This window comes from Microbacterium sp. AC026 (genome assembly GCF_979258475.1).
In genome coordinates this window covers 1,912,921-1,935,371 of sequence record NZ_OZ409857.1, presented here as the reverse complement: position 1 = coordinate 1,935,371, position 22,451 = coordinate 1,912,921, and the positions used below count along the sequence as shown (strand labels likewise).

Genomic DNA, 22,451 nt, shown 5'->3' with positions numbered 1-22,451 from the left:
GACACCCGATACGGGAGGACGGGACCCATGACTGCACACGACGCGCACGGAACCCCCGGGGGAGGCCACCAGGTCTCGCACGACGATCACGCTCGGAACGCGGACGGGGCTCACAGCGAGCACGCGGACCACGGCGAGCACGGTGGACATGGTGGGCACGGCGGGCATGGCGGGCACGGTGACCACGTCGGTCAGTTCCGTCGCCTGTTCTGGGTCAATCTCCTGCTCGCCGTGCCGGTGGTGGCGTTCTCGCCGATGTTCGCGATGATCTTCGGCTACGACGTCGCCGGAGGGGCCCGGTTCATCTCGCCCGTGCTCGGCACCGTCATGTATGTCTGGGGCGGATGGCCGTTCCTCACCGGGGCGATCAGCGAGCTGAAGGCCCGCAAGCCCGGGATGATGCTGCTGATCGCCCTCGCGATCACGGTCGCGTTCTTCGCCTCATGGGGCGCGACGCTCGGCATCCTCCATCACGAGCTCGAGTTCTGGTGGGAGCTCGCACTGCTCATCGTCATCATGCTGCTGGGCCACTGGATCGAGATGAGGTCCCTCGCGCAGACGACGTCGGCGCTCGACTCCCTCGCGGCGCTGTTGCCCGACGAGGCCGAACGGGTCGAGGGCGACGAGATCGTCACGGTCGCACCCGCCGATCTCGTCGTCGGCGACGTGGTCGTCATCCGTCCCGGGGCGAGCGTTCCGGCCGATGGTCGCATCATCGACGGCACAGCCGCCATGGACGAGTCCATGGTGACAGGCGAGTCCCGCCCGGTCACCCGTGCGACCGGTGACACGGTGACCGCGGGCACGGTCGCGACCGACTCCGGTCTGCGGGTCGAGATCACCGCCACCGGGGATGACACCGCGCTCGCCGGCATCCAGCGGCTGGTGACCGATGCGCAGAACTCCTCGTCGCGGGCGCAGCGCATCGCCGACCGCGCAGCCGCCCTGCTGTTCTGGTTCGCGCTGCTCTCGGCCGCTCTGACCGCGCTGGTGTGGACCCTCGTCGGGGATCCGGATGCCGCGGTCGCGCGCAGCATCACCGTGCTCGTCATCGCCTGCCCGCACGCGCTCGGCCTCGCGATCCCGCTGGTCGTGTCGATCGCGACCGAGCGCGCAGCCCGGGGCGGGGTGCTCGTCAAGGATCGCCTCGCGCTCGAGAGCATGCGCACCGTCGACGCCGTGCTGTTCGACAAGACGGGCACGTTGACGAAGGGCGCGCCGACCGTGACCGCCGTCGAGCCGACCGGTGACATCGACGCCGATCGTCTGCTGGCGCTCGCCGCCTCGGCTGAGGCCGACAGTGAGCATCCGCTCGCTCGCGCGATCGTGCGCGCGGCGGAGGAGAGAGGGCTGACGCTCTCGAAGGCCTCCGGGTTCACGTCGTCGCCTGCCGTGGGCGTGACCGCCACGGTCGACGGCAGAGAGGTGCGCGTGGGCGGGCCGAAGCTCCTCGACGAGGTGGGCGGCCGAGAGATCTCCGCCGCAGACGGGTGGCGAGACGAGGGTGCCATCATCCTGCACGTGACCGTCGACGGACAGGTGGCCGGCGGGCTGAAGCTCGCCGACGAGGTGCGACCGGAATCTCAGCAGGCGGTCGACGCGCTCCACCGCCTCGGCGTCGAGGTCGTCATGATCACCGGCGACGCCCAGGCGGTCGCCGAGTCCGTCGCGGCCCGGCTCGGCATCGACCGGGTGTTCGCGGGGGTGCGTCCCGAGGACAAGTCAGCCAAGGTGAAGGAGCTGCAGGCAGAGGGCAAGAAGGTCGCGATGGTCGGCGACGGCGTCAACGACGCCCCCGCCCTCGCTCAGGCCGACGTCGGCATCGCGATCGGGGCCGGGACCGATGTCGCCATCGCCTCGGCCGGGGTGATCCTCGCGAGCTCCGACCCGCGCTCGGTGATCTCGGTCATCGAGCTCTCCCGCGCCGCATACCGCAAGATGCGGCAGAACCTGTGGTGGGCGGCCGGATACAACCTGCTGTCGGTGCCGCTCGCCGCCGGCATCCTGGCACCCGTGGGATTCGTCCTGCCGATGTCGGTCGGAGCGGTGCTGATGTCGCTCTCGACGATCGTCGTCGCGCTCAATGCGCAGCTGCTCCGGCGCATCGACCTCTCGCCGGAGGCGAGTGTGCGGGGTGTGCTCGAGCGGGCCTGACGCGGGATCGCCTCGGTGATCCCGCGAACACCGAGATCTCACCGGCGCTTCAGTGCGGTGACGGTGCTCGATCGGCGGTGCAGACAGCAGCGGCCGCCCCGCCTGTGAGACGGAGCGGCCGCTGTGCGAAAGCGCCGTCTACGGGACGATGACTGCGCGGCCGCGGATGCTGTTCGAGGCGAGATCCTCGTACGCCTTCGGGCCGTCGTCGAGCGAGTACGTCTCGGTCTGTACGTGGATCTTTCCCGCGCGCGCGAGATCGAGCACCTCGATCAGTTCCGAGCGCGATCCCCAGTAGGGGATTCGCACGGCGGCGTCGTAGGCGATCGCGCCGAAGCCGAGCGACATGGTTCCGCCGCCGATGCCGACGATCGTCACGTCCGAATCGAGTGCGGCGACACTCTGCGCCAGGGCCATCGTCGGGTTCGCGCCCACAAAGTCGAACACGGCGTTGGCGCCCAGGCCGCCGGTGATCTCGCGAATCTTGTCGGCGGCGGATGCATCGCTGATCAGGACGTGGTCTGCGCCCACTTCGGTGGCGAGCTCGAGCTTCGTGTCGTTCACGTCGAGGGCGATGACGGTGGCGCCCGAGATCGCCTTCAGGATCTGGATGCCGACATGGCCGAGCCCGCCGGTGCCGATGACGACGGCGAAGGTGCCGGCGCCGAGCTTGGGGAGTGAGCGCTTGATCGCGTGGTACGGGGTGAGGCCGGCGTCGGTCAGCGAGACGTTCTGCACGGGGTCGAGGTCGCCGAGCGGCACGAGGTGGCGGGCATCATCGACGATCATGTACTCGGCCATCGAACCCTGGCTGCCGAGGCCGGGAGGGCGGATGCCCTCAGCCGCGGCGTTGGTGCAGTAGTTCTCCATGCCCTGTGAGCAGTTGTGGCAGCGGCCACAGCCCCACGGACCGTAGACCGCCACGGCGTCGCCGACCTTCAGCGTCGAGTCGACGCCCTCTCCGATCTCATGCACGATGCCTGCGCCCTCATGGCCGAGCGTCAGGGGCAGCGGATAGCTCTGCTCGAGGTAGTCCTTCTCAGGAAGGCCCATGACGTAGTCGTCGGAATGGCAGACGCCGCCCGCAGTGATCTTGAGCAGAACCTGACCGGGGCCGGGCTGAGGAATCGGGATGTCGACGACGACAGGGGGCTTGCCGATCTCGACGTAACGGAGAGCTTTCATGTGCTTCTTCTTCCTGGCGCCCGAGCGGTCTGCCGCGCGGTGCGGAGGCGTGGGCGCTCGAGGCCGTCTCTTCCAGTATCCGCCCGGGGCGTGAGTGGTGGCTGTTGCAGCAGAACCCTTGACATCCGCTCTCACTCGGGTCTAACGTACAACCAAATGGTTGCACAAAGAGAACTGAGCGAAGCGGAGGTCGACCGTGTGTTCCACGCATTGGCGACGTCGACCCGACGCGACATCCTGCGTCGGACGATCGAGCGGGAGCAGTCCGTCTCGACCCTCGCCTCCGAATACGAGATGTCGTTCGCCGCGGTGCAGAAGCACGTGGCCGTGCTCGAAGCGGCGAATCTCATCGTCAAGCGCGCCGAGGGACGCGAGCGGCTCGTCCGCGCGAACCCCGAGATGATCGCCCGCGCCAGGGCGCTCCTCGCCCGATACGAAGAGCTGTGGCGGTCGCGCATCGCCCGGCTCGACGAGCTGCTGGCCGAGACGCCGGCATCCCGCACCGATACGACCGACACCACCGATGTTCCACGAACCGAAGAAGGAGACTGACATGCCCGTCACGGATGTCACCACCGATGCCGACAACCTCACCATGACCGTCGTCGCCGATTTCGCGGCGCCGATCGAGCGGGTCTGGGCCGCATACAGCGACCCGCGCCAGCTCGAGCGCTTCTGGGGCCCTCCCGGATGGCCGGCCACCTTCACCGCCTGGGACCACACGGTCGGCGGACGTGCGCAGTACTCGATGAGCGGGCCGCGCGGCGAGAAGTCGTCGGGGTCGTGGGAGTTCCTCTCGATCGATGCCCCGCACAGCTTCGAGGTGCTCGACTCGTTCGTCGACGATGAGGGCAATCCTCTCGACGGCTTCCCCGCGCAGCGGATGTCGTTCGCGTTCGAGTCCACCGCCGACGGCACCCGCATGGTCACGACCAGTCACTTCGACTCGGTCGAGGCGATCGAGCAGGTCGTCGAGATGGGCCAGATCGAGGGTCTGAAGCTGGCGATGAGCCAGCTCGACGCCGTGCTGCAGGATCTGCGCGACTACGCGCAGGGCAAGGGCACGCAGGTCGAGCTGCTCGACGACACCCACGTGCGCATCACGCGTCTCGTCGAGGGACCGCGCGAACTGGTCTGGCGTGCGCACAACGACCCCGAGCTCATGAAGCAGTGGCTGCTCGGACCCGACGGGTGGGAGATGACCGAGTGCGTGGTTGCCACCGAGGTCGGTCAGACCTATCGCAACTCGTGGGCGCCCGTGGGCGACACCGAGGGGCAGCCGTTCGGATTCGAGGGCGAGGCGCTGCTGATCGACGCACCGCGGCGGTCGGTGCAGACCGAGCGGATGATCGGGATGCCGGTCGAGACGCTGAACGACCTGAACCTCTACGAAGAGGACGGGGCGACGCTCATCACGCTCTACACCGAGTACCCCGACAAGGAGACGCGCGACATGATCCTCGCCACCGGCATGGCCGACGGCATGGAGACCTCGTACGCCCGCCTCGAGCGGGAGCTGCTCGCGGTCTGAGCTCCACGACTCCGGAAGGCCGGTCGCATCCCTCCGGGAACGGCCGGTCTTCCGCCGTTCCGGTGCAGAGCTCCGGAGTTATGGAGCGGCGGGAGCGGAGCCGGCCGCGTCGCGGCGCGGGCGGCGCGTCGACCAGATGGCCAGGGCGATCAGCACGGGCTGGAAGAACAGGCGCACGAATCGCTTCATGTCGGTGTCGAGGCCGAAGCCGTCGCGGTGATGCGTCCACTGCGCGATGTTGCCGGGGAAGACCGCGACGAAGAACAGTGCGGTAATCACGCCGACCAGTCCGCGGTGCTTGCGCGCGACGAGCAGCGCGGTGCCGAGCCCGATCTCGACGACACCCGAGGCGAGCACGGTCACGTCCGGGTCGATGGGCACCCACTCCGGCACCTGCGCCTGGAACTCCTCGCGCGCGAACGTCAGATGCGAGACGCCCGCGAAGACGAGCGAGGAACCCAGGAAGACCCGGCCGATGGTGCGTGCGACATTCTTCGCCATGGTGCGAGTGTACGCGGGGCCCTCAGGGGTGAGGGCCGTCAGATCAGGCGGCGGAGCGCCTCTTCGAGCGTGACGCCCTGTGCCTCGGCGCGATCGCGCAGGCGGGCGTGTTCGTCGCTCGACAACGCGAGTCGCACCTCGATCGGATCGTCGACCGGCGCGTAGAGGCTGTCGAGCAGATCGGATGGCTCGGCCCACAGGGGTTCGGCGAGAGACGTCGCGACGGCCGGGGATGCCGCAGCATCCTGCTCGCCGCGTGTCGCTGCGGCGGCGATCGGGGCGGATGCTGCGGCAACGGCCCCGGCATCCGTCGCCATGGTGAACCCGGGCCCGCGGCGCGGCTCCTGCTGTGCCTGGTAGGCCTTCGCCGCGGCGTTCGCGCGCTCGTCGGCCGCCTCGTTCAGGGGGTGGCCGGCGTGGCCCTTGACCCACGAGAACTCGACGTCGCGCCCGCGGATCGCCTCGTCGATGCCCTCGAGCAGGTCGCGGTTGAGCACGGGCCCGCCGTCCGACTTGCGCCAGCCCTTGCGCTTCCAGCCCGGCATCCACTTGGTCACCGAATCGATCACGTAGCGGCTGTCGCACTCGATCATCAGCTTCTCGGAGATGCCGGCCGTCGCCTGCAGCAGTTCGAGCACGGCCCGCAGCTCACCCTGGTTGTTCGTGCCGTGCGGGGAGCCGCCCGCGGCCCAGTTGGCGTCGTCGATGTACCAGGCCCAGCCGTTCGGGCCGGGGTTGCCCAGGGCGGAGCCGTCTGCGGCGGCGGTGATCGTCATCCCTCAACCGTAGCCGCGCGCGGCGACACTCCTTGCGCGGCCTCGTGCGTTCGCCTCCGCCCGCCGCGGGACATAGTGTGGATCGATGCCTACCGACTTCTCCTGGGATTCCTGGGTCGGCACCGCCGCGTCGATCGCCATCCTCACGGTGATCTCTGCCGCCGCACTCGCGGTGCTGGCGCTCGCCGCCTCGCTGATCAGCCGTCGCGTGCCGTGGGTGCGCGATCTCGCCAGACGCGTGCGCAACGCGATGATCGCGACGACCGCCGTGGTCGCGATCTGGATCGCGGGTGCGATCTCAGAGCCGGCGACACAGGAATGGTGGCCGGTGGTGTCCCGGCTGTTCCTGATCGCCACGATCCTCACGGGCTCGTGGTTGCTCGGCGCATCGATCTCGTTCGGCTTCGAGCGATTGATGGCCAGAGAGGAGACGCTGCTCGTCGGTCCGGAGGCCCGCCGCCGTCGCACGCAGCTGCTCGTCATCCACCGGCTCGTCCTCGTCACGATCGCCGTGCTGTCTCTGGGCGCCGTGCTCTTCAGCTTCCCCGAGATGAGGGCCGTCGGCACGAGCCTGCTGGCCTCGGCCGGCATCGTCAGCATCATCGCCGGGCTCGCTGCGCAGTCGATCCTCGGCAACCTCATCGCAGGGGTGCAGGTCGCTTTCACCGATGCGATCCGAGTCGGCGACGTGGTCGTCGTCGAAGGCGAATGGGGGCGGGTCGGCGAGATCAACCTGTCCTACGTGGTCGTCTACATCTGGGACGAGCGCCGCCTGGTCATTCCGTGCAGCTACTTCACGACGACACCGATCGAGACCTGGACGCGACGTTCCGACAAGATCCTCGGCACGGTCTACCTCGATCTCGACTGGCGAGTGCCGATGGATGAGCTGCGGCAGGAGTTCCAGCGCATCGTCGAGGCGTCACCCGCCTGGGACGGCCGTTCCTACGACTCCGCGGTGACGGAGGCACAGGGCGGTTACGTCACGGTGCGCCTGGTGATGTCGGCCAAGGACTCGGGCGATCAGTGGACACTGCGCTGCGAGGTACGGGAGAAGATGATCGGCTGGCTGCAGCGTGAGCATCCCGAGGCGCTTCCCCGGACGCGAGTCGACCTGGGTGCCCCGCAGCTCGCGGACTGAGAAGGCGGGTCAGCCTTCGGGCTCGCGGTCTTCGGGCTCGCGATCTTCGATCGAGAACGCCGCGGGAGCGGGCGGGGCGACGGGGAAGGCGACGGAGCTGATCGATGCGCCGGCACCGAGGCCGAGTCCTATGGCCAGCGGGTCGACCGCCGGCGCGGCGTCGAGCACCTCGGTCTCCGACCGCTCGAGCGGCTCGGAGGGCAGAGTCCACTGATTCTCTTCGTCATCGGAGCGCTGCTGGAAAAGTCCCATGGGTCCCATTCTCGACCCGCCTCGCGAAGGGGCGGTCGGATTCACACCGGATTGATCGGGTCAGGCCTCAGCCGGCTGGCGCCGACGGAAAGTGAAGTACCCCTCGACAGCGCCGTGATTGACGACGCCGGTGCCGGTGCTGAGCATGCGCGCCGAGGTGGTCGCCCCGGACTCGACGAACGTGTACCCCGTGTGATCGAGCCGCCAGCCCACGCGTTCGACCTCGCTCAGGAAATAGCCGATGCTGTCATCGCTCATGAATCCGTTCTGCGCAGATCCCCAGGTCGAGGCCTCGCCGGTGAGTCGGCTGACCTCGACGTTGAGGTGCAGCAACGCGTCAGCGCGGTCGTAGGCGTCTCGGGCCAGCTGCAGCAGTCGGGCGGCCTCTTCGGTCGTCACGGGGTTGTGCCTCTCGTCGTCTGTGGATCGTTCGGTCAGGCCGCGGCCTCGCGCACCGCATCGACGAGTTCTCGCCACGGCCCGTCGAGTGCGGAGTCGGGGAGCTCGCGTTCGCGTTCCTCCGACGGTGTGCGCACGCGGATCAGCCACACGAAGCGGTCTGCGCCAGAATCGGCATCGCTGTCGGCATCCCACGGGCAGCTGTCGATCATCGCGATCCAGTGGTGCGTCTCGGTCGGGTCTGGTTCCACCCGCCACTTGCGACGGATGCCGGCGATGCCGCCCGTCCGCACCACCGCGATGACGACCGGCGCGTCACTCGACTCTGGGGACTCGCTCATCCTCATAGACTCCCACGGTCGCCCACGCACGTCGAGCGGCCGCGGCGGTCGCGTCGTCGATGGCGGATGCCGCGGCGAGGGTCGCGTCGGCGAACTCCGTGAAACTCGCAGTGCTCGACAGGCCGCCGGTGAGCGCGCGGTACCAGACCGCTCCGGCGGTCTCCCAGGCGTTGCCGCCGAGGTCGATCGCGAAGAGGGCGAAGGCCCGGTTGGGGATGCCCGAGTTGATGTGCACGCCGCCGTTGTCTTCTGTCGTGCGCACGAATCCGCTCATGTGATCGGGCTGCGGGTCTTTGCCGAGCTCGTCGTCGTCGTAGGCCGTGCCCGGGGCGATCATCGACCGCAGTGCACTGCCCTGCACGGCATCCGTGAAGATCTCCGCCCCGATGAGCCAGGTGGCATCTGCGGCGGTCTGCCCGAGGAGGTACTGCTCGGTGAGCGCTCCGAAGACATCGGCGATCGACTCGTTCAGCGCGCCGGGCTGACCCTGGTACTCGAGGTTGGCGGTGTACTGCACCACACCGTGCGCGAGTTCGTGGCCGATCACCGTGGTCGATGAGGTGAAGCCGACGAACACCTCGCCGTCGCCGTCGCCGAACACCATGCGCTCGCCGTCCCAGAAGGCGTTGTCGTAGTCGATGCCGTAGTGCACGGTGGCGTCGAGAGGGCGCCGGCGTCGTTGAGCGAGTTGCGCCCGAAGGCGGAGAGCAGCATCTCGAACGTCGCCCCGAGTCCGTCGAACGCCTCGTTGACCGACGTGTCGGCCACCGGCTCGTCGTCTTCGGCGCGGACGATCGCCCCGGGGAGGTTCTGGGTGTTGCCGGCGTCGCTGATCGTGCGGTTCGGCGCGTCCGACAGCTCGGCGACCAGGTCTCCGTTCTCGTCGATCGACAGATCGATGCGCGCACGGAACGGCGGTCTGCCCGCCGTCAGCGTCTGCCGTGCGGCGGCGGCCGCACGGGGATAGCGGCCCGACTCGGCCAGGCGCGCGAGCAGGTAGGACGGGACGACTCCGGGGATCTCGGTGTGGCTGCTCATGTTCAGACCCTACGCCGGGGGTCCGACGTTCGGGCGAGGGCTGGCGGGGCCGTGCGGAGTCGCCGTACGTGCGCCTCCGTCGGCTGGATGCGCCTGCATCGGCCGGATTCCCGGGCCTCTGGCCGAGGGAAGCATGTGCCACCGAGCCGGCGCACACGAACGATGTCGGAACGACACGACGATGACCGGAAATGGCCCCGACTTGATACTGAGAATCGTTATCAATAACATAGGCTCCTGTGACCCCCTCTCCCCGCGCCGGCCGCACTCTCCTGTTCGTGTCGTTGCTCGCGGCCACCCTGACGGTGACCTCGTGCGCAGCATCCGATGCCCCGGCTCCTGCATCGAGCGCGAGCATTCCGCCGAACGACGGGGTCGACGGCGGGGGAGCGGCCGAGGTCGCATCGCCGGCTCTCGCGCTCGTCGTCGCCGACGCGGACGGCGAGCTGACCCTGCTCGACCTCGAGACCGAAGAACGCTCGACCCTCGTAGAGGGGGACGTGGATGCGGATGCCGTGCTCGGCGTCGGCCGCTTCGCCCACGTGACCCATGTCGAGGGAGACCGCACGGTCGTCGACGTGATCGACTCCGGCCGCTGGACGGTGCCGCACGGCGACCACTCTCACTCCTTCTTCGGCGACGCGGGGGTGCTCGGAACCATCGACGGAGAGGGCCCTGTCGACATCCGAGTCGGTGACAGTGCGACCGCCATCCGCTTCGGCAGCGACGTCGCCCTCATCGACCACGAGAAGCTCGCCGATCTCGACGACGCGCCTCATCTCACCCTCCCCGTCGACCCGGCCGGACCCGTCATCCCCTTCTCCGGGCACCTCCTCGCCGCCACCGGCGAGACGATCGAGATCCTCGACGCGGAAGGCACCGCGACCGGCATCGCCGTGCCCTGCACGAACGCGACCGACGTCGACCTCACCCGTGTCGGCGCCGTCTTCGCGTGCGACGCCGGTGCCGTGCTCATGAGTCGCCAAGTCGGCGGTGCGCTCGTCGCCGAGTCGATCCCCTACCCCGCGGGCGCCGTCGCGGCACCGGTTCTCGCCGGACGCGCGGACCGACCGGATCTCGCAGGCGTCGCCGGCGACAGAGGCGCCTGGCTGCTCGACTCCCGAGCCCGCGAATGGATGCTGCTCGCCACGGACACCCCGCTGCTGCGCGCCGTGGCCATCGGCGACGACGACAGCCGCACCGTCGTGATCGCGGCGGACGGCACCGTGCGAGTGCTGGCCGCCGACGGCTCGGAACTCGTCCGGACGAGCGCCCTGCTCGCCGCATCCGTCGCGGACCCTGCCCTGCGCGAACTCGTGCACCTCGTCATCGACGCCGATCACGCGTACGTCTCCGACCCGGCCACAGGCGCGGTGCACGAGATCGACCACGGCGACGGCACCGTCACCCGCACTTTCGACGGCCTCGATCCGCAGTACCTCCAGCTCGTCGGCTGACACCGGACTCATCGGCGGCATCCGTCGTCACGCGCACCCGCGCACCCCCAGAAGAAGGAGACACCCATGCATCGACCCGCCCGCAGCCGCCTCGCGGCCGGCGCGATCGCCACGCTCGCCGTGGTCGCGCTCGCCGGATGCGCGACCGCCGCGCCCTCGGCATCCGGAGAGTCCGAGTCGTCGTCGGACCACGAAGGCGACACCAGAGTCGCGATCGCCTATGACGGCGGCATCACCGTGCTCGACGGCGAGACCCTCGAGACCGTCGACTCCGCCGAGCTCGACGGCTTCCTGCGCGTCAACCCGGCCGGTGACCACGACGGACACGTCTTCGTCACCGCGGCCGACGGATTCCACGTGCTCGACACCGGCCTCGCCTCGGACACCGTGGAGTTCACCGGCGAGATCTTCGACGCCGTCACCCCGGGTCACGCCACCCCGCATGCCGGGCGCACCGCTCTGTTCGACGACGGCACCGGAGACGTGACGCTCTTCGACACGGATGCCGTCGGCACCGGCACGCTGCCGGACTCGCGGACGGTCGCATCGGAGGCCGCTCATCACGGAGTCGCGATCGAGCTGTCCGACGGCACGCTGCTGTCGACCATCGGCACGTCGGAGTCGCGCAGCGGCGCCCGCCTGCTCGCGGAGGACGGCGGCGAGCTCGCCCGCAACGAGCAGTGCCCCGGGGTGCACGGCGAAGGCGCGCTCAAGGGCGAGACCATCGTGTTCGGCTGCGAAGACGGCGTGCTGGTGTTCGCCGACGGAGCGTTCACCAAGCTCGAGGCGCCTGACGACTTCGGTCGCTCGGGCAACGCGTACGTGACCGAGACGAGTGCGATCGCCGCCCTGGACTACAAGTCCGACCCCGACCAGGAGGGCTACCTGCTGTCGCAGCTCGCGCTCGTCGACACCGACGCGCAGAGCCTGTCGGTGGTCGACCTGCCGGAGGGCGTCGAATACACGTGGCGCGGAGTCGGCCGCGACGGGCACGACAACATCATCGTGCTCGCATCCGACGGCACCCTGAACGTGCTCGACGAGACCGGCGCGATGGTCGACTCGTGGGATGTGATCGAGCCGTGGGAGAGCCCCGATGAGTGGCAGCAGCCGCACCCCGGACTCCGCGTGGTCGGCGACGTCGCCTACGTGACCGAGCCGGCAGAGAACCGCATCGTCGCCGTCGATCTGCACACCGGCGAGGTCGCGGCCGAGGCGACGCTCGACGTCGTGCCCGGCGAGTTCGTCGTGGTCGGCGCCGCCGGCCACTGACCGGCGCGAGGTACCGCTCCACAACTCCGGAGATTCACGTGGCTCTCGTTCCCCGTTGTGCGCCGTTCCGGGGAGCGCGAACCCGGTGGTGCGCGCGTCTCCGGAGTTGTGGAGGTCGAGCCCCGGCGCCCCGCCCGCGCTCCCAGGAAGACACCCCGAGAAGTCGCGTAAAATCGGCACAATGACCGATGCACCCGACGCCGCCTCCGACCTGGGTGCCGGTATCGACCCCGAGGATCTCGCCACCACGCTGCGAGTCCTGTCGGAGCTGCACCAGATCGACAACGAGCACCCCGACTTCGTGGCCGTGCGTCATGCGACGGCCGCGATGTTCAAGGCGGTCAAGCGCGTGCGTCGCAAGGAGATCCGCGACGCGATCGCCGACGCCGACAAGGCGGTCGTCGCCCGCACGGCGACCGGCGCTCCCGACCGCATCGACGACGAGACCCGCGGGCACGACCTCGCGACCAGCGTCGTCGACGCCCCGATCGCCGGCGAGCTGCTCAAGCCGCGCAACTGCTACATCTGCAAGCAGCCCTACACGGTGGTCGATGCGTTCTATCACCAGCTCTGCCCGGACTGCGCCCGCTTCAGTCACGGCAAGCGAAACGCCCGCACCGATCTGACCGGCAAGCGCGCGCTTCTGACCGGCGGCCGCGCGAAGATCGGCATGCACATCGCCCTGCGACTGCTGCGCGACGGCGCGCACACGACGATCACGACACGATTCCCCCGCGATGCGGTTCGTCGGTTCTCGGCGCTGCCCGACTCGGGCGACTGGCTGCACCGCCTGCGCGTGGTCGGCATCGACCTGCGCGACCCCGCTCAGGTGATCGGCCTCGCCGACTCGGTCGCGGCTCAGGGACCGCTCGACATCCTGATCAACAACGCCGCGCAGACCGTGCGCCGCTCACCGGGGTCATACTCTCTCCTGGCGGATGCCGAGCTGCAGCCGCTTCCCGACGGACCGCTGCCCGAGATGGAGACGTTCGGGCACACCGCCGATCCGCATCCGCAGGCGCTGCAGGCTTCGGTCGATGCGCATCCGCTGCTGTCCGTCGCGGCGCTCGGCGGCACGGTCGCCGAGCAGGGCGGCCAGGCGCTGACAGCCGAAGACCTCGCACGACTCGCGATGGCCCCCGGATCGTCGTCGCTCGAGAAGCACGCCGACGGCACCGCCATCGACGCCGGCGGACTCGTGCCCGACGTCAACCGCACGAACAGCTGGGTGCAGTCGATCGACCAGGTCGATCCGCTCGAGATGCTCGAGGTGCAGCTGGCCAACACGACGGCGCCGTTCCTGTTGATCAGCCGCCTGCGCGCCTCGATGGCGGCCTCGTCGGCGAACCGCAAGTACGTGGTCAACGTCTCGGCGATGGAGGGGCAGTTCTCGCGCCGGTACAAGGGCCCCGGCCACCCCCACACGAACATGGCCAAGGCGGCGCTGAACATGCTGACGCGCACGAGCGCCGGCGAGATGCTCGAGACCGACGGCATCCTCATGACCGCCGTCGACACCGGTTGGATCACCGACGAGCGCCCCCACTTCACCAAGGTGCGCCTGGCCGAGGAGGGCTTCCACGCCCCGCTCGACCTCGTCGACGGAGCGGCGCGCGTGTACGACCCGATCGTGCGCGGCGAGGCCGGCGAAGACATCCACGGCGTGTTCCTGAAGGACTACGAGCCCAGCCCCTGGTGAGTCGGCGGCCTCTGAGCTGCGGGCCGCCGTGACTGCACCGCCGGACCTGTGCCGTCTGCAGGGCGAGATCCCGTCTGCAGGAGGGGACGGGGAATCTGGTCCTGCGTCCGTGCTTCGGTCCTGCGAACGGTGTGCTGGTCGCCACCCTGGGCCACGCGACGGTCAGTGCGCGCGGATCTCGAGGTTCTCGGACGCCCAGGTGCCGAGCTGATCGAGGATGGGCAGCAGCCCACGTCCGCTGTCGGTCAGCGAGTACGAGACCGTGACAGGCGGACCGGCGTCGACCGCGCGGGCCACGAGCCCGGCCTCGGCGAGCTCTGCCAGCCGGTCGGAGAGCACGGTGTCGCTGATGCCGGACACCCCGCGGCGCAGCGCGACGAACGTCGAAGGACCGCCGCCGAGCGACGAGACGATCATGCCGTTCCAGCGCTTGCCGAGCACGCTGAAGGCCAGTGTGACGGCGGCGTCGCAGACGTGACGCTCTTCGTCGATCTCGGCCATGCGCCCATCATACCTGTGCTACGTTAACGCGAGTCGCTAAGAAAAACAGAGTGACTACGAAAAACGAAAGGCACTTCTCATGTCCCTGTTCCGCCTGGATGCCAGCATCCTGCCCGCGTCGTCCGCCAGCCGTTCGCTCGCCGACCTCGTCGAAGCCGAGTGGACCGCCTCGCACCCGGACTCCACGGTCACCCGCCGCGACCTCGCCGCCGACCCCGTGCCCGCGACGGCATGGGCGGATGCCGTGACCGGCGGATTCGTCGACGACGCCGAGCGCACCGACGCTCAGCGCGCAGCGCGCGCCCTCGCCACCACCTTCGCCGACGAGCTGATCGGCGCCGACGCGCTGCTCTTCGCCGTGCCGCTCTACAACTACGGCGTCTCGCAGCACTTCAAGACCTGGTTCGACCTGGCCTACACCGACTCCCGCATCGACCCGCAGGGCACCGCATTGCGCGGCAAGCCGGCGACCCTCGTCACCGTGCTCGGCGGCAACTACGCCCCCGGAACGCCCAAGGAGGGCTGGGACCACTCCACCGGATGGCTGCGCCGCGTGCTCGAGGACGTCTGGGGCCTCGACCTGCGCATCGTCGAGCGTCCGTTCACCCTGGTCGGCGTGAACCCCGCTCTCGACGCCTTCGCCGACACCGCCCGCGAGCTCAAGGAGAACGCCGAGGAGTCGGCGCGCACGTACGGCCGCGAGCTCGCCGCACTGCGGGGCGACCAGGTCGCCTGACCCGGCATCCTGAGCGGTCCCGCCCCTCCAGGCGTCCCGTCTGGTCCCGCCCCTCCAGGTGTCCCGTCTGCAGGATCAGGGCACGGATGCGGGGTCAGAACACGGTTTCTGGTCCTGCATCCGTGCCTCGGTCCTGCAGACGGCACAGGAACCGGACCTCCGGGCAGGACCCGGACCTCCAGACGACCGACCGCCGCCTCAGGCGAGCGGCCGGGGAACGGATGCGGCAGCCACACCGTCACGTTCAGACCCCCGCCGTGCCGAGCTGTGAGCACGAGGGATCCGTCATGCGCCTGGGCGATGCGCTGCACGATGGCGAGGCCCAATCCGACACCGCCGTGATCCTCGCCGCGCGTGCGGTCGGCACCTCTCTGGAACGGTTCCGCGAGCGTGGCGACGAGATGGGCGGGCAGCACGTCGCCCGTGTTCTCGACCACCAACGCCACCGCCTGCGGCAGAACATGCGTCCGCACGATGACCGTGCCGCCTGCGGGCAGGTTGTGAACGATCGCGTTGTGCACCAGGTTCGTGATCAGCTGCTGGAGCAGGGCGGGGGATCCGAGCACGTTCGCGGTGTCACCGCCGACGTCGATGGACACACCACGTCGCTCGGCCGACGGCAGGAGCGTCTCGGTCGACTCCTCGGCGAGCAGTGACAGGTCGACCGGCTCGCGGGTGAACGCGCGGCGCTCGGCACGGCTCAGCATCAGCAGGGCCTCGGTTAGCTCGATCGCGCGCGCATTGACCTCGTGCAGTCGGTCGATCAGCGCGTCGACGTCGCGGTCGGGGTCGTTGCGGGCGACCTCCAGCATCGCCTGCGAGATCGCGAGCGGGGTACGCAGCTCGTGCGAGGCGTTGGCGGCGAACCGCTGCTGCTCGCCCATGTGCGCCTCGAGCTGCTCGAGCATCGAGTCGAAGACATCGGCCAGATCACGGAACTCGTCGCGCGGTCCCTCGAGGGCGACCCGGTGCGACAGCGACCCCTGCGCGGCGAGCTGCGCTGCCCGTCCGATGCGGTCGAGGGGGCCAGCATCCGTCCGGCGATGATCCATCCGCCGCCGATTCCGATCGCGAGCAGCACGAGCATCATCACGATCGCAGCCGGAATGAATGCGCGGATCAGGTCCGAGCGGTTCGGCACGAAGCGGTCGGCGATGATCGCGGCATCCGGTACATACCGCAGCAGGTATACGGCGACGGCCGCGAGCAGACCGATGCCTGACACGACCACGACGCCCGCATAACTCAGCGTGAGCTTCCAGCGGGCGCTCATGCCTCGGCGCCTCACGGGCCGAACGGGATCAGCCATCGGCATCCGTTCCGATGCGGTAGCCGACGCCGGGGACGGTGAGGATCAGCCACGGCTCGCCCAGTCGCTTGCGCAGCGACGAGACCGTGATGCGCACGGCGTTCGTGAACGGGTCGGCGTTCTCATCCCACGCGCGCTCGAGAAGCTGCTCGGCGCTCACGACTCCGCCGCCCGCATCGACGAGCACCTCGAGCACCGCGAACTGCTTGCGGGTCAGGGCCACGTACTTGCCGTCGCGGAAGACCTCGCGGCGAAACGGGTCGAGACGCAGCCCTGCGACTTCGAGCACGGGCGGCCTGGCGCGGTGGCGACGACGGTCGAGCGCCCGCAGGCGCAGCACGAGCTCGCGCAGCTCGAAGGGCTTGGTGAGATAGTCGTCGGCGCCGATCTCGAAACCCGACTCCTTGTCGTCGAGGCGATCGGCCGCGGTGAGCATGAGGATCGGGATGCCGCTGCCCGAGGCCACGATCGACCTCGCCACATCGTCTCCCGACGGACCGGGGATGTCGCGGTCGAGTACCGCGAGATCGTAGGAGTTGATGCTGAGCAGCTCGAGGGCCGTGTCGCCGTCGCCGGCGATGTCCGCCGCGATCGCCTCGAGCCTCAGGCCGTCTCGCACAGCCTCCGCGAGATAGGGCTCGTCCTCGACGATCAGCACACGCACGACACAGCTCCCATGTGCTCAGAGCTTACGCACCCGGACATATCGGGAGCATATGAGAAATCGCATACGTCGTCGCAACACGCCTCCTTCTTGACTGAGGACATGAACACTCGCTCCACCTCCTCACGGCGACGCCTCACCGCGATCGTCGGTGCCGCCCTGCTCGCCGTCGCTCTCACGGTCTCGGTCGTGCTGATCGGTCAGCAGTCTCTGGCGTCGGCATCCGTCGTGCCGACCGTCGCGCCGTCGTCCCTCAGCGAGGCGGACGGGATGATCCGCGAGGAGGGCGCCGTCTCGGTGTTCGACGACACGCCCGCCGTGACGAATCTCGACTCCGACCTGCTCGCCGCCGTGCGCGCTGCCGCATCCGCTGCCGAGCACGACGGCGTGCGGATGCATGTGAACAGCGGCTGGCGGTCGGCCGACTACCAGCAGGTGCTGCGTCAGGATGCGGTCGTCGAGTACGGCTCCGAAGAGGAGGCCGCGCGCTGGGTCGCCACCCCCGAGAACTCCGAGCACGTATCGGGAGACGCGGTCGACCTGGGCCCTCTCGCCGCTCAGGACTGGCTGTCACGCCACGGCGCGGACTTCGGCCTCTGCCAGATCTACGCGAATGAGCGCTGGCACTTCGAGCTGCGGCCGGCGGCCCCGGCGAACGGGTGCCCGCTGATGTACGACGACCCGACCACCGATCCCAGGACGCAGCGATGACCACGGCGCTCACCACTCCACGCCTCACCCTCTCGCGCGTTCACCCGCCGACACTGCACACGATCCCCGACGCGATCCGAGCGAACGTCGAGCGGATCCGATCGGCCACGGATGCCCGCATCATGGCGGTCGTCAAGGCCGACGGCTACGGCCTCGGCGCCGTGACCGTCGCTCTCGCGGCGATCGCGGCCGGGGCCGAGTGGCTCGGGATCACGGATGCCGAGGATGCTGCCCCGCTGCGTGCGGCGGGTGTCGAGGTGCCGATCCTCGCCTGGCTCAACCCCGCCGGGGTCGACGTCGCGCAGGTCGTCGCGGATCGCGTCGATCTGGCTGTCGGCTCGGTCGAGGAGCTGCGGCAGCTGATCGCGGATGCGTCGGCGCTGCCGAACGGGTGCGTTCGCGTGCATCTGCACATGGACACGGGCATGTCGCGGGGCGGCGTACCGCTCGAGGACTGGGCCGAGCTGCTGCGGGTGGCTCGCACGGGCCGCGACTCGGGTCGTGCACGCATCGACGTCGTCGGGGTGATGGGGCACCTGCCAGACGCCGACGCCGCCGACCCGGCGAAGAACGCGCCCGCTGTGCTCCGGATGCGTCAGGCGAGGGATGCCGTGCTGCGTGCCGGATTCGGTCCTCTGCTCGTGCATCTCGCGGCGACGTCCGGGACGCTGACGGATGCCGCCACGCACTTCGACATGGTCAGGGTCGGCGCCGGGCTGGTCGGCATCGATCCGTCGGAGACGGTGCCGCTGCAGGGGGCGGCGCGGTTGACGGCATCGGTCGTGCACAGCAGTGTCGTGCCGGCGGGCACCGCGATCGGCTACGGCGGCGCATATGCGACGACGCGCACCTCGCATCTGAGCGTGATCGGGGTCGGGTATGCCGACGGCATCCCGCGGGAGCTCGGTGCGGGCGCAGGGGTGGCGGTCGACGGCATCCGGTGCCCGATCGTCGGTCGCGTGTCGATGGATCAGATCGTGATCGACACGGCTGACCTCTCGATGCCGAGGGGCACCACGGCGGTGGTCTTCGGACCCGAGGGGGCGCGGTGCCGAGTATGCAGGAGTGGGCGCGGTGGGCGGGGAGCATCCCGCACACCGTCGTGACGGGCATCGGCCCCCGCGTCGAGAGGGCCATCGCATGAGAGTGCTGGTGATCGGGGGAGGGCAGAACGCCGAGCACGAGGTGTCGCTCGCCTCGGCGGCAGCGGTCGCAGAGGCCCTGCGGCTCGGGGGATACGACGTGAGCACGGTGACGATCTCGCGGCAGGGCGTGTGGGAGGTGGCGGGCGTCTCGGAGGGTGCCACCGCCGCTGGATCCCTCGCTCTCGCGATGCCGCTCCTCGCCGACTGCGACGTCGTATTCCCCGCCGTGCATGGACCCCTGGGGGAGGACGGAGCACTCGCGGCACTGTGCGGTCTCGCAGGGGTGCGCGTGGTCGGATCGGGTCCGCGGGCCGGCGCCATCGGCATGGACAAGTGGGCCACCAAGCTCGTCGCCGAAGCGGCAGGGCTGCGCACGGCACGGGGACGCGTCGTCGATGCGGCGGACTGCGGCGATGCCGAGTTCGAGGGGCCCGTGGTGGTGAAGCCGGTGTCGGCCGGTTCGAGCTACGGCGTCTCGCTCGTGCGGGGAGAGCATGAACTGGGGCCGGCGCTCCGCGAGGCGGCGCGGTTCGACCGCCGCATCCTCATCGAAGAGGTCGTGCAGGGAGGAGATCGATGTCGCCGTCCTGCGCGAAGCCGGTGGCGTCCGCTGGGCGGCGCCGCCGCTCGAGATCCACGCCGCCGGCCTCTTCGACACCGCCACGAAGTACGACGGCAGCGCGCGATTCACCGTGCCCGCGCAGCTGTCGACGGCCGAGACGACCTCGCTCACGCGTGCGGCACTGACCATGTTCGACGCCCTCGGATGCGCCGGGGTCGCCAGGATGGACTTCTTCCTCTCCGCCGAGGGCCCGGTGCTGAACGAGGTCAACACGATGCCGGGGCTCACCGCGGCCTCGCAGGCGCCGCGCATGTTCGCGGCGGCCGATGTGTCGTACGTCGACCTCGTGTCGCGCCTCGTGCGAGCCGCTGAGGTGCCAGGCGGTGACGGTGCGCGCCGGAGGGCCGGCCTCGAGCGGGTCGCCTAGAGGCGGTCGACGCCCGTCACGGTGACCACGGCCGCGCCCTCTTCGTCGGAGGCTGCGAGGTCGACGGTGGCCGAGATGCCCCAGTCGTGGTCGCCTGCCGGGTCGTCGAGGATCTGACGGACGGTCCACTCCGTCGCACCCTCGGTCAGGAGCAGCAGCTGAGAACTGCGGGCGTTCGCGCCCGTGAGGATCTCGTCGTGATCGGCGAAGTATCCGTCGAGCGCATCCGACCAGGCGTCGGCGCCGAAGGTCGGGTCGAGTTCGGCGAGGGCGGCGACGTCTTCGCGGGCGGCCAGCTGCACCCGACGGAACAGCTCGTTGCGCACGAGAGTGCGGAAGGCGCGGACGTTCGATGTCAGTCTCTTCGGCGCCGGCGGAACGATCGGCTCGTCGTCCGGGCCGTGGAGCACGCCGTTGACCAGCTCCTCCCACTCGTCGAGCAGGCTCGAATCCACCTGGCGCACCAGCTCGCCCAACCACTCGATCAGGTCGCGGAGATCCTCGTCCTTCGCCTCTTCGGGGATGGTCTGCGAGGCCGCCCGATAGGCGTCGGAGAGGTAGCGCAGCACGACGCCCTCCGACCGCGCGATCTTGTAGTACGCGACATATTCCCCGAACGACATGGCTCGCTCGTACATGTCGCGGACGACGGATTTCGGATGCAGCTCGAAGTCGCGGATCCACGGCTGCGCGGCGCTGAACGTCTCGAATGCGGCGGTCAGCAGCTCGTCGAGAGGCTTCGGATATGTGATCTCCTCGAGCAGCTCCATGCGCTCGTCGTACTCGATGCCCTCGCGCTTCATGACGGCGACGGCCTCGCCCCGTGCCAGGAACTCCTGCTGTCCGAGGATCGCCCGCGGATCATCGAGCGTCGACTCGACGATCGAGATCATGTCCAGGGCGTACGACCCGGTTCCGGTGCCGGCAGCCGGGTCGCGGTCGAGCAGTTCGAAGGCGGCGAGAGCGAACGGAGACAGCGGCTGGTTCAGGGCGAAGTTCGGCTGCAGATCGACGGTCAGGCGGATCTCGCCGTCGGCCGTCTGCTCGACGACGCCCGATTCGAGCAGCGTGCGGTAGATGCCGATGGCGCGAAGAGCGAGCTCACGCTGACGCTTGCGAGGTTCGTGGTTGTCGTAGACGAGTGCACGCATGTTGCCGAAGACGTCGCCGCCGCGCCCGATCACGTTGAGCATCATGGCGCTCGTGATCTGCATGTGCGAGGTGAGGGTCTCGGGCTCGGCATCGATCAGCTTGCGGAACGACGGCTCGCCCCACGAGACGAAGCCATCGGGAGCCTTCTTGCGCACGATCTTGCGCTTCTTCTTCGGGTCGTCGCCGGCCTTCTTGATCGCGGCGACGTTCTCGCTCTCGTGCTCCGGAGCCTGGGCGACGACGGTGCCGGCCGTGTCGAAGCCCGCGCGGCCCGCCCGCCCGGCGATCTGGTGGAACTCGCGGGCGCTGAGCTGCCGCATCCGGGTGCCGTCGAACTTGGTCAGAGCGGTCAGCAGCACCGTGCGGATCGGCACGTTGATGCCGACGCCGAGCGTGTCGGTGCCGCAGATCACGCGCAGCAGACCTCGCTGGGCGAGCTGCTCGACCAGACGTCGATACTTCGGGAGCATCCCGGCATGGTGCACGCCGATGCCCGCGCGGAGGAAGCGGGAGAGGGTCTTGCCGAAGGCGGTCGTGAAGCGGAAACCGCCGATCAGGGCCGCGATCTCGTCGCGCTGCTCGCGCGTGGCGACCTTCGTGCTCGACAGCGCCTGGGCCCGCTCCATCGCAGCGGCCTGCGAGAAGTGCACGACGTAGATCGGCGCCTGGCCCGTGCCCAGCAGGTCGTCGATCGTCTCGTGGATCGGCGTCGTCTCATAGAAGTAGTGCAGCGGAACCGGGCGCTCGACGCCAGTGACGGATGCCGTGTCACGGCCCGTCCTGCGGGTGAGGTCGCTCGACAGCTGCGACACGTCGCCCAGGGTGGCCGACATGAGGATGAACTGCGCCTGCGGCAGCTCGAGCAGCGGTACCTGCCAGGCCCACCCGCGGTCGGGGTCGGCATAGAAATGGAACTCGTCCATGACGACCTGATGCACCGCGGCATCCGTGCCCTGGCGCAGTGCGAGGTTCGCGAGGATCTCGGCCGTGCAGCAGATGATCGGGGCATCCGGGTTGACCGAGGAGTCGCCCGTGATCATGCCGACGTTCGAGGCGCCGAAGACGTCGACGAGGGAGAAGAACTTCTCGCTCACGAGCGCCTTGATCGGGGCGGTGTAGAACGAGCGGCGCCCCTCGACCAGCGCGGCGAAATGCGCGCCGACCGCGACGAGCGACTTGCCGGTGCCGGTGGGCGTCGACAGGATCAGGTTGTTGCCGGAGACGATCTCGATGACCGCCTCGTCCTGGGCGGGGTAGAGGCTGATGCCGGTCGACTCGGCCCATTCGACGAACGCCGTGTAGACGGCATCCGCATCGGATCCGTCGGTCAGCGTCGTGTGGTCGAGGATCGCAGGCATGGTCTGTCGATCATCCCACCTCCGGCAGGGCACCTCCTGCGAAGGGGAACACGTGCTGTGCAGGAGCGGATGCTGGATGCGGTCCTTCGAAGCGTGAGATCTCCTTCGCTGCGAGCCTGCGAGCCTGCGAGCCTGCGAGC

Annotated in this window: 19 protein-coding genes and 3 pseudogenes; 11 read left to right on the top strand and 11 right to left on the bottom strand. The window is 69.4% G+C overall.

Going from position 1 to position 22,451, the window contains the following annotated elements; all coding sequences use genetic code 11:
• Nucleotides 1–27 precede the first annotated feature (27 nt).
• On the top strand, nucleotides 28–2,154 hold the full coding sequence (locus ACZZ93_RS09575; protein WP_463510945.1) for a heavy metal translocating P-type ATPase: 2,127 nt from the start codon (nucleotides 28–30) through the stop codon (nucleotides 2,152–2,154).
• A 138-nt stretch (nucleotides 2,155–2,292) separates the two neighbouring features.
• Here the strand turns inward: ACZZ93_RS09575 and ACZZ93_RS09570 are convergent, their stop codons facing one another.
• A complete protein-coding gene (locus ACZZ93_RS09570; protein ID WP_053098488.1) occupies nucleotides 2,293–3,339 on the bottom strand; it encodes an NAD(P)-dependent alcohol dehydrogenase in 1,047 nt (348 codons plus the stop codon).
• Nucleotides 3,340–3,495: 156 nt separating this feature from the next.
• Between ACZZ93_RS09570 and ACZZ93_RS09565 the strand changes: the two genes are divergently transcribed.
• Entirely contained in the window at nucleotides 3,496–3,891 is a 396-nt protein-coding gene (locus tag ACZZ93_RS09565; protein ID WP_053098499.1) for an ArsR/SmtB family transcription factor, read from the top strand.
• Between the two features lies 1 nt (nucleotide 3,892).
• Entirely contained in the window at nucleotides 3,893–4,870 is a 978-nt protein-coding gene (locus ACZZ93_RS09560; RefSeq protein ID WP_463510944.1) for an SRPBCC family protein, read from the top strand.
• Between the two features lie 78 nt (nucleotides 4,871–4,948).
• On the opposite strand, the gene ACZZ93_RS09555 is transcribed toward ACZZ93_RS09560, so the two are convergent.
• Complete coding sequence (locus tag ACZZ93_RS09555) at nucleotides 4,949–5,371, bottom strand: DoxX family protein (RefSeq protein WP_053098501.1); 423 nt, start codon at nucleotides 5,369–5,371, stop codon at nucleotides 4,949–4,951.
• Between the two features lie 38 nt (nucleotides 5,372–5,409).
• Complete coding sequence (locus ACZZ93_RS09550; RefSeq protein WP_463510943.1) at nucleotides 5,410–6,147, bottom strand: ribonuclease H family protein; 738 nt, start codon at nucleotides 6,145–6,147, stop codon at nucleotides 5,410–5,412.
• Nucleotides 6,148–6,232: 85 nt separating this feature from the next.
• Between ACZZ93_RS09550 and ACZZ93_RS09545 the strand changes: the two genes are divergently transcribed.
• On the top strand, nucleotides 6,233–7,288 hold the full coding sequence (locus ACZZ93_RS09545) for a mechanosensitive ion channel family protein (RefSeq protein ID WP_056276280.1): 1,056 nt from the start codon (nucleotides 6,233–6,235) through the stop codon (nucleotides 7,286–7,288).
• Between the two features lie 9 nt (nucleotides 7,289–7,297).
• Here ACZZ93_RS09545 and ACZZ93_RS09540 read toward each other — a convergent pair whose 3' ends face one another.
• The 4 genes and pseudogenes from ACZZ93_RS09540 to ACZZ93_RS09525 all read right to left on the bottom strand — a co-directional run bounded on the left by ACZZ93_RS09540 (nucleotide 7,298) and on the right by ACZZ93_RS09525 (nucleotide 9,318).
• A complete protein-coding gene (locus ACZZ93_RS09540; protein ID WP_053098504.1) occupies nucleotides 7,298–7,540 on the bottom strand; it encodes a hypothetical protein in 243 nt (80 codons plus the stop codon).
• 60 nt (nucleotides 7,541–7,600) lie between these two features.
• Complete coding sequence (locus tag ACZZ93_RS09535; protein WP_187248989.1) at nucleotides 7,601–7,939, bottom strand: hypothetical protein; 339 nt, start codon at nucleotides 7,937–7,939, stop codon at nucleotides 7,601–7,603.
• Between the two features lie 35 nt (nucleotides 7,940–7,974).
• Nucleotides 7,975–8,280 (bottom strand): protealysin inhibitor emfourin, encoded by a 306-nt coding sequence (locus ACZZ93_RS09530; RefSeq protein ID WP_053098506.1) that lies wholly within the window; start codon nucleotides 8,278–8,280, stop codon nucleotides 7,975–7,977.
• A pseudogene (locus tag ACZZ93_RS09525) lies at nucleotides 8,255–9,318 on the bottom strand (M4 family metallopeptidase). Before ACZZ93_RS09525 ends, ACZZ93_RS09530 begins: the two are co-directional and overlap by 26 nt.
• A 239-nt stretch (nucleotides 9,319–9,557) precedes the next feature.
• On the opposite strand from ACZZ93_RS09525, the gene ACZZ93_RS09520 reads away from it, so the two are divergent.
• The 3 genes from ACZZ93_RS09520 (at nucleotide 9,558) to ACZZ93_RS09510 (ending at nucleotide 13,746) form a co-directional block, all read left to right on the top strand.
• The gene (locus ACZZ93_RS09520; RefSeq protein WP_463510942.1) at nucleotides 9,558–10,775 is read left to right on the top strand and encodes a hypothetical protein; all 1,218 of its coding nucleotides are present in this window, start codon (nucleotides 9,558–9,560) and stop codon (nucleotides 10,773–10,775) included.
• A gap of 66 nt (nucleotides 10,776–10,841) precedes the next feature.
• The gene (locus ACZZ93_RS09515; RefSeq protein ID WP_463510941.1) at nucleotides 10,842–12,047 is read left to right on the top strand and encodes a hypothetical protein; all 1,206 of its coding nucleotides are present in this window, start codon (nucleotides 10,842–10,844) and stop codon (nucleotides 12,045–12,047) included.
• Between the two features lie 181 nt (nucleotides 12,048–12,228).
• Complete coding sequence (locus ACZZ93_RS09510; protein ID WP_187248985.1) at nucleotides 12,229–13,746, top strand: SDR family NAD(P)-dependent oxidoreductase; 1,518 nt, start codon at nucleotides 12,229–12,231, stop codon at nucleotides 13,744–13,746.
• A 162-nt stretch (nucleotides 13,747–13,908) separates the two neighbouring features.
• Here ACZZ93_RS09510 and ACZZ93_RS09505 read toward each other — a convergent pair whose 3' ends face one another.
• A complete protein-coding gene (locus tag ACZZ93_RS09505; protein WP_053098511.1) occupies nucleotides 13,909–14,247 on the bottom strand; it encodes a winged helix-turn-helix transcriptional regulator in 339 nt (112 codons plus the stop codon).
• 79 nt (nucleotides 14,248–14,326) lie between these two features.
• Here ACZZ93_RS09505 and ACZZ93_RS09500 point away from each other — a divergent pair, with 79 nt between their 5' ends.
• Nucleotides 14,327–14,983 (top strand): FMN-dependent NADH-azoreductase, encoded by a 657-nt coding sequence (locus tag ACZZ93_RS09500; RefSeq protein ID WP_187248984.1) that lies wholly within the window; start codon nucleotides 14,327–14,329, stop codon nucleotides 14,981–14,983.
• Nucleotides 14,984–15,195: 212 nt separating this feature from the next.
• Here the strand turns inward: ACZZ93_RS09500 and ACZZ93_RS09495 are convergent.
• Both ACZZ93_RS09495 and ACZZ93_RS09490 read right to left on the bottom strand, forming a co-directional pair.
• A pseudogene (locus ACZZ93_RS09495) lies at nucleotides 15,196–16,256 on the bottom strand (sensor histidine kinase); the annotation flags it as partial.
• Between the two features lie 28 nt (nucleotides 16,257–16,284).
• The gene (locus ACZZ93_RS09490) at nucleotides 16,285–16,956 is read right to left on the bottom strand and encodes a response regulator transcription factor (RefSeq protein WP_053098514.1); all 672 of its coding nucleotides are present in this window, start codon (nucleotides 16,954–16,956) and stop codon (nucleotides 16,285–16,287) included.
• Nucleotides 16,957–17,058: 102 nt separating this feature from the next.
• On the opposite strand from ACZZ93_RS09490, the gene ACZZ93_RS09485 reads away from it, so the two are divergent.
• The 3 genes and pseudogenes from ACZZ93_RS09485 to ACZZ93_RS09475 all read left to right on the top strand — a co-directional run bounded on the left by ACZZ93_RS09485 (nucleotide 17,059) and on the right by ACZZ93_RS09475 (nucleotide 19,801).
• Complete coding sequence (locus ACZZ93_RS09485; protein ID WP_187248983.1) at nucleotides 17,059–17,667, top strand: M15 family metallopeptidase; 609 nt, start codon at nucleotides 17,059–17,061, stop codon at nucleotides 17,665–17,667.
• A complete protein-coding gene (gene alr / locus ACZZ93_RS09480) occupies nucleotides 17,664–18,773 on the top strand; it encodes an alanine racemase (protein ID WP_463510940.1) in 1,110 nt (369 codons plus the stop codon). The genes ACZZ93_RS09485 and alr overlap by 4 nt, the downstream gene beginning before the upstream one ends.
• A 34-nt stretch (nucleotides 18,774–18,807) precedes the next feature.
• Nucleotides 18,808–19,801: pseudogene (locus ACZZ93_RS09475) on the top strand (D-alanine--D-alanine ligase family protein).
• Here ACZZ93_RS09475 and ACZZ93_RS09470 read toward each other — a convergent pair.
• Complete coding sequence (locus ACZZ93_RS09470) at nucleotides 19,798–22,311, bottom strand: DEAD/DEAH box helicase (protein WP_056276305.1); 2,514 nt, start codon at nucleotides 22,309–22,311, stop codon at nucleotides 19,798–19,800. The pseudogene ACZZ93_RS09475 and the gene ACZZ93_RS09470 overlap by 4 nt on opposite strands.
• Between the last annotated feature and the right edge of the window lie 140 nt (nucleotides 22,312–22,451).

What these genes read in the sequence shown, in the direction of transcription:
- ACZZ93_RS09575 (WP_463510945.1), top strand. Translation starts at nt 28, where the DNA reads ATGACTGCACACGACGCGCACGGAACCCCCGGGGGAGGCCACCAGGTC.
- ACZZ93_RS09570 (WP_053098488.1), bottom strand. Translation starts at nt 3,339, where the DNA reads ATGAAAGCTCTCCGTTACGTCGAGATCGGCAAGCCCCCTGTCGTCGTC.
- ACZZ93_RS09565 (WP_053098499.1), top strand. Translation starts at nt 3,496, where the DNA reads ATGGTTGCACAAAGAGAACTGAGCGAAGCGGAGGTCGACCGTGTGTTC.
- ACZZ93_RS09560 (WP_463510944.1), top strand. Translation starts at nt 3,893, where the DNA reads ATGCCCGTCACGGATGTCACCACCGATGCCGACAACCTCACCATGACC.
- ACZZ93_RS09555 (WP_053098501.1), bottom strand. Translation starts at nt 5,371, where the DNA reads ATGGCGAAGAATGTCGCACGCACCATCGGCCGGGTCTTCCTGGGTTCC.
- ACZZ93_RS09550 (WP_463510943.1), bottom strand. Translation starts at nt 6,147, where the DNA reads ATGACGATCACCGCCGCCGCAGACGGCTCCGCCCTGGGCAACCCCGGC.
- ACZZ93_RS09545 (WP_056276280.1), top strand. Translation starts at nt 6,233, where the DNA reads ATGCCTACCGACTTCTCCTGGGATTCCTGGGTCGGCACCGCCGCGTCG.
- ACZZ93_RS09540 (WP_053098504.1), bottom strand. Translation starts at nt 7,540, where the DNA reads ATGGGACTTTTCCAGCAGCGCTCCGATGACGAAGAGAATCAGTGGACT.
- ACZZ93_RS09530 (WP_053098506.1), bottom strand. Translation starts at nt 8,280, where the DNA reads ATGAGCGAGTCCCCAGAGTCGAGTGACGCGCCGGTCGTCATCGCGGTG.
- ACZZ93_RS09515 (WP_463510941.1), top strand. Translation starts at nt 10,842, where the DNA reads ATGCATCGACCCGCCCGCAGCCGCCTCGCGGCCGGCGCGATCGCCACG.
- ACZZ93_RS09510 (WP_187248985.1), top strand. Translation starts at nt 12,229, where the DNA reads ATGACCGATGCACCCGACGCCGCCTCCGACCTGGGTGCCGGTATCGAC.
- ACZZ93_RS09505 (WP_053098511.1), bottom strand. Translation starts at nt 14,247, where the DNA reads ATGGCCGAGATCGACGAAGAGCGTCACGTCTGCGACGCCGCCGTCACA.
- ACZZ93_RS09500 (WP_187248984.1), top strand. Translation starts at nt 14,327, where the DNA reads ATGTCCCTGTTCCGCCTGGATGCCAGCATCCTGCCCGCGTCGTCCGCC.
- ACZZ93_RS09485 (WP_187248983.1), top strand. Translation starts at nt 17,059, where the DNA reads ATGAACACTCGCTCCACCTCCTCACGGCGACGCCTCACCGCGATCGTC.
- alr (WP_463510940.1), top strand. Translation starts at nt 17,664, where the DNA reads ATGACCACGGCGCTCACCACTCCACGCCTCACCCTCTCGCGCGTTCAC.
- ACZZ93_RS09470 (WP_056276305.1), bottom strand. Translation starts at nt 22,311, where the DNA reads ATGCCTGCGATCCTCGACCACACGACGCTGACCGACGGATCCGATGCG.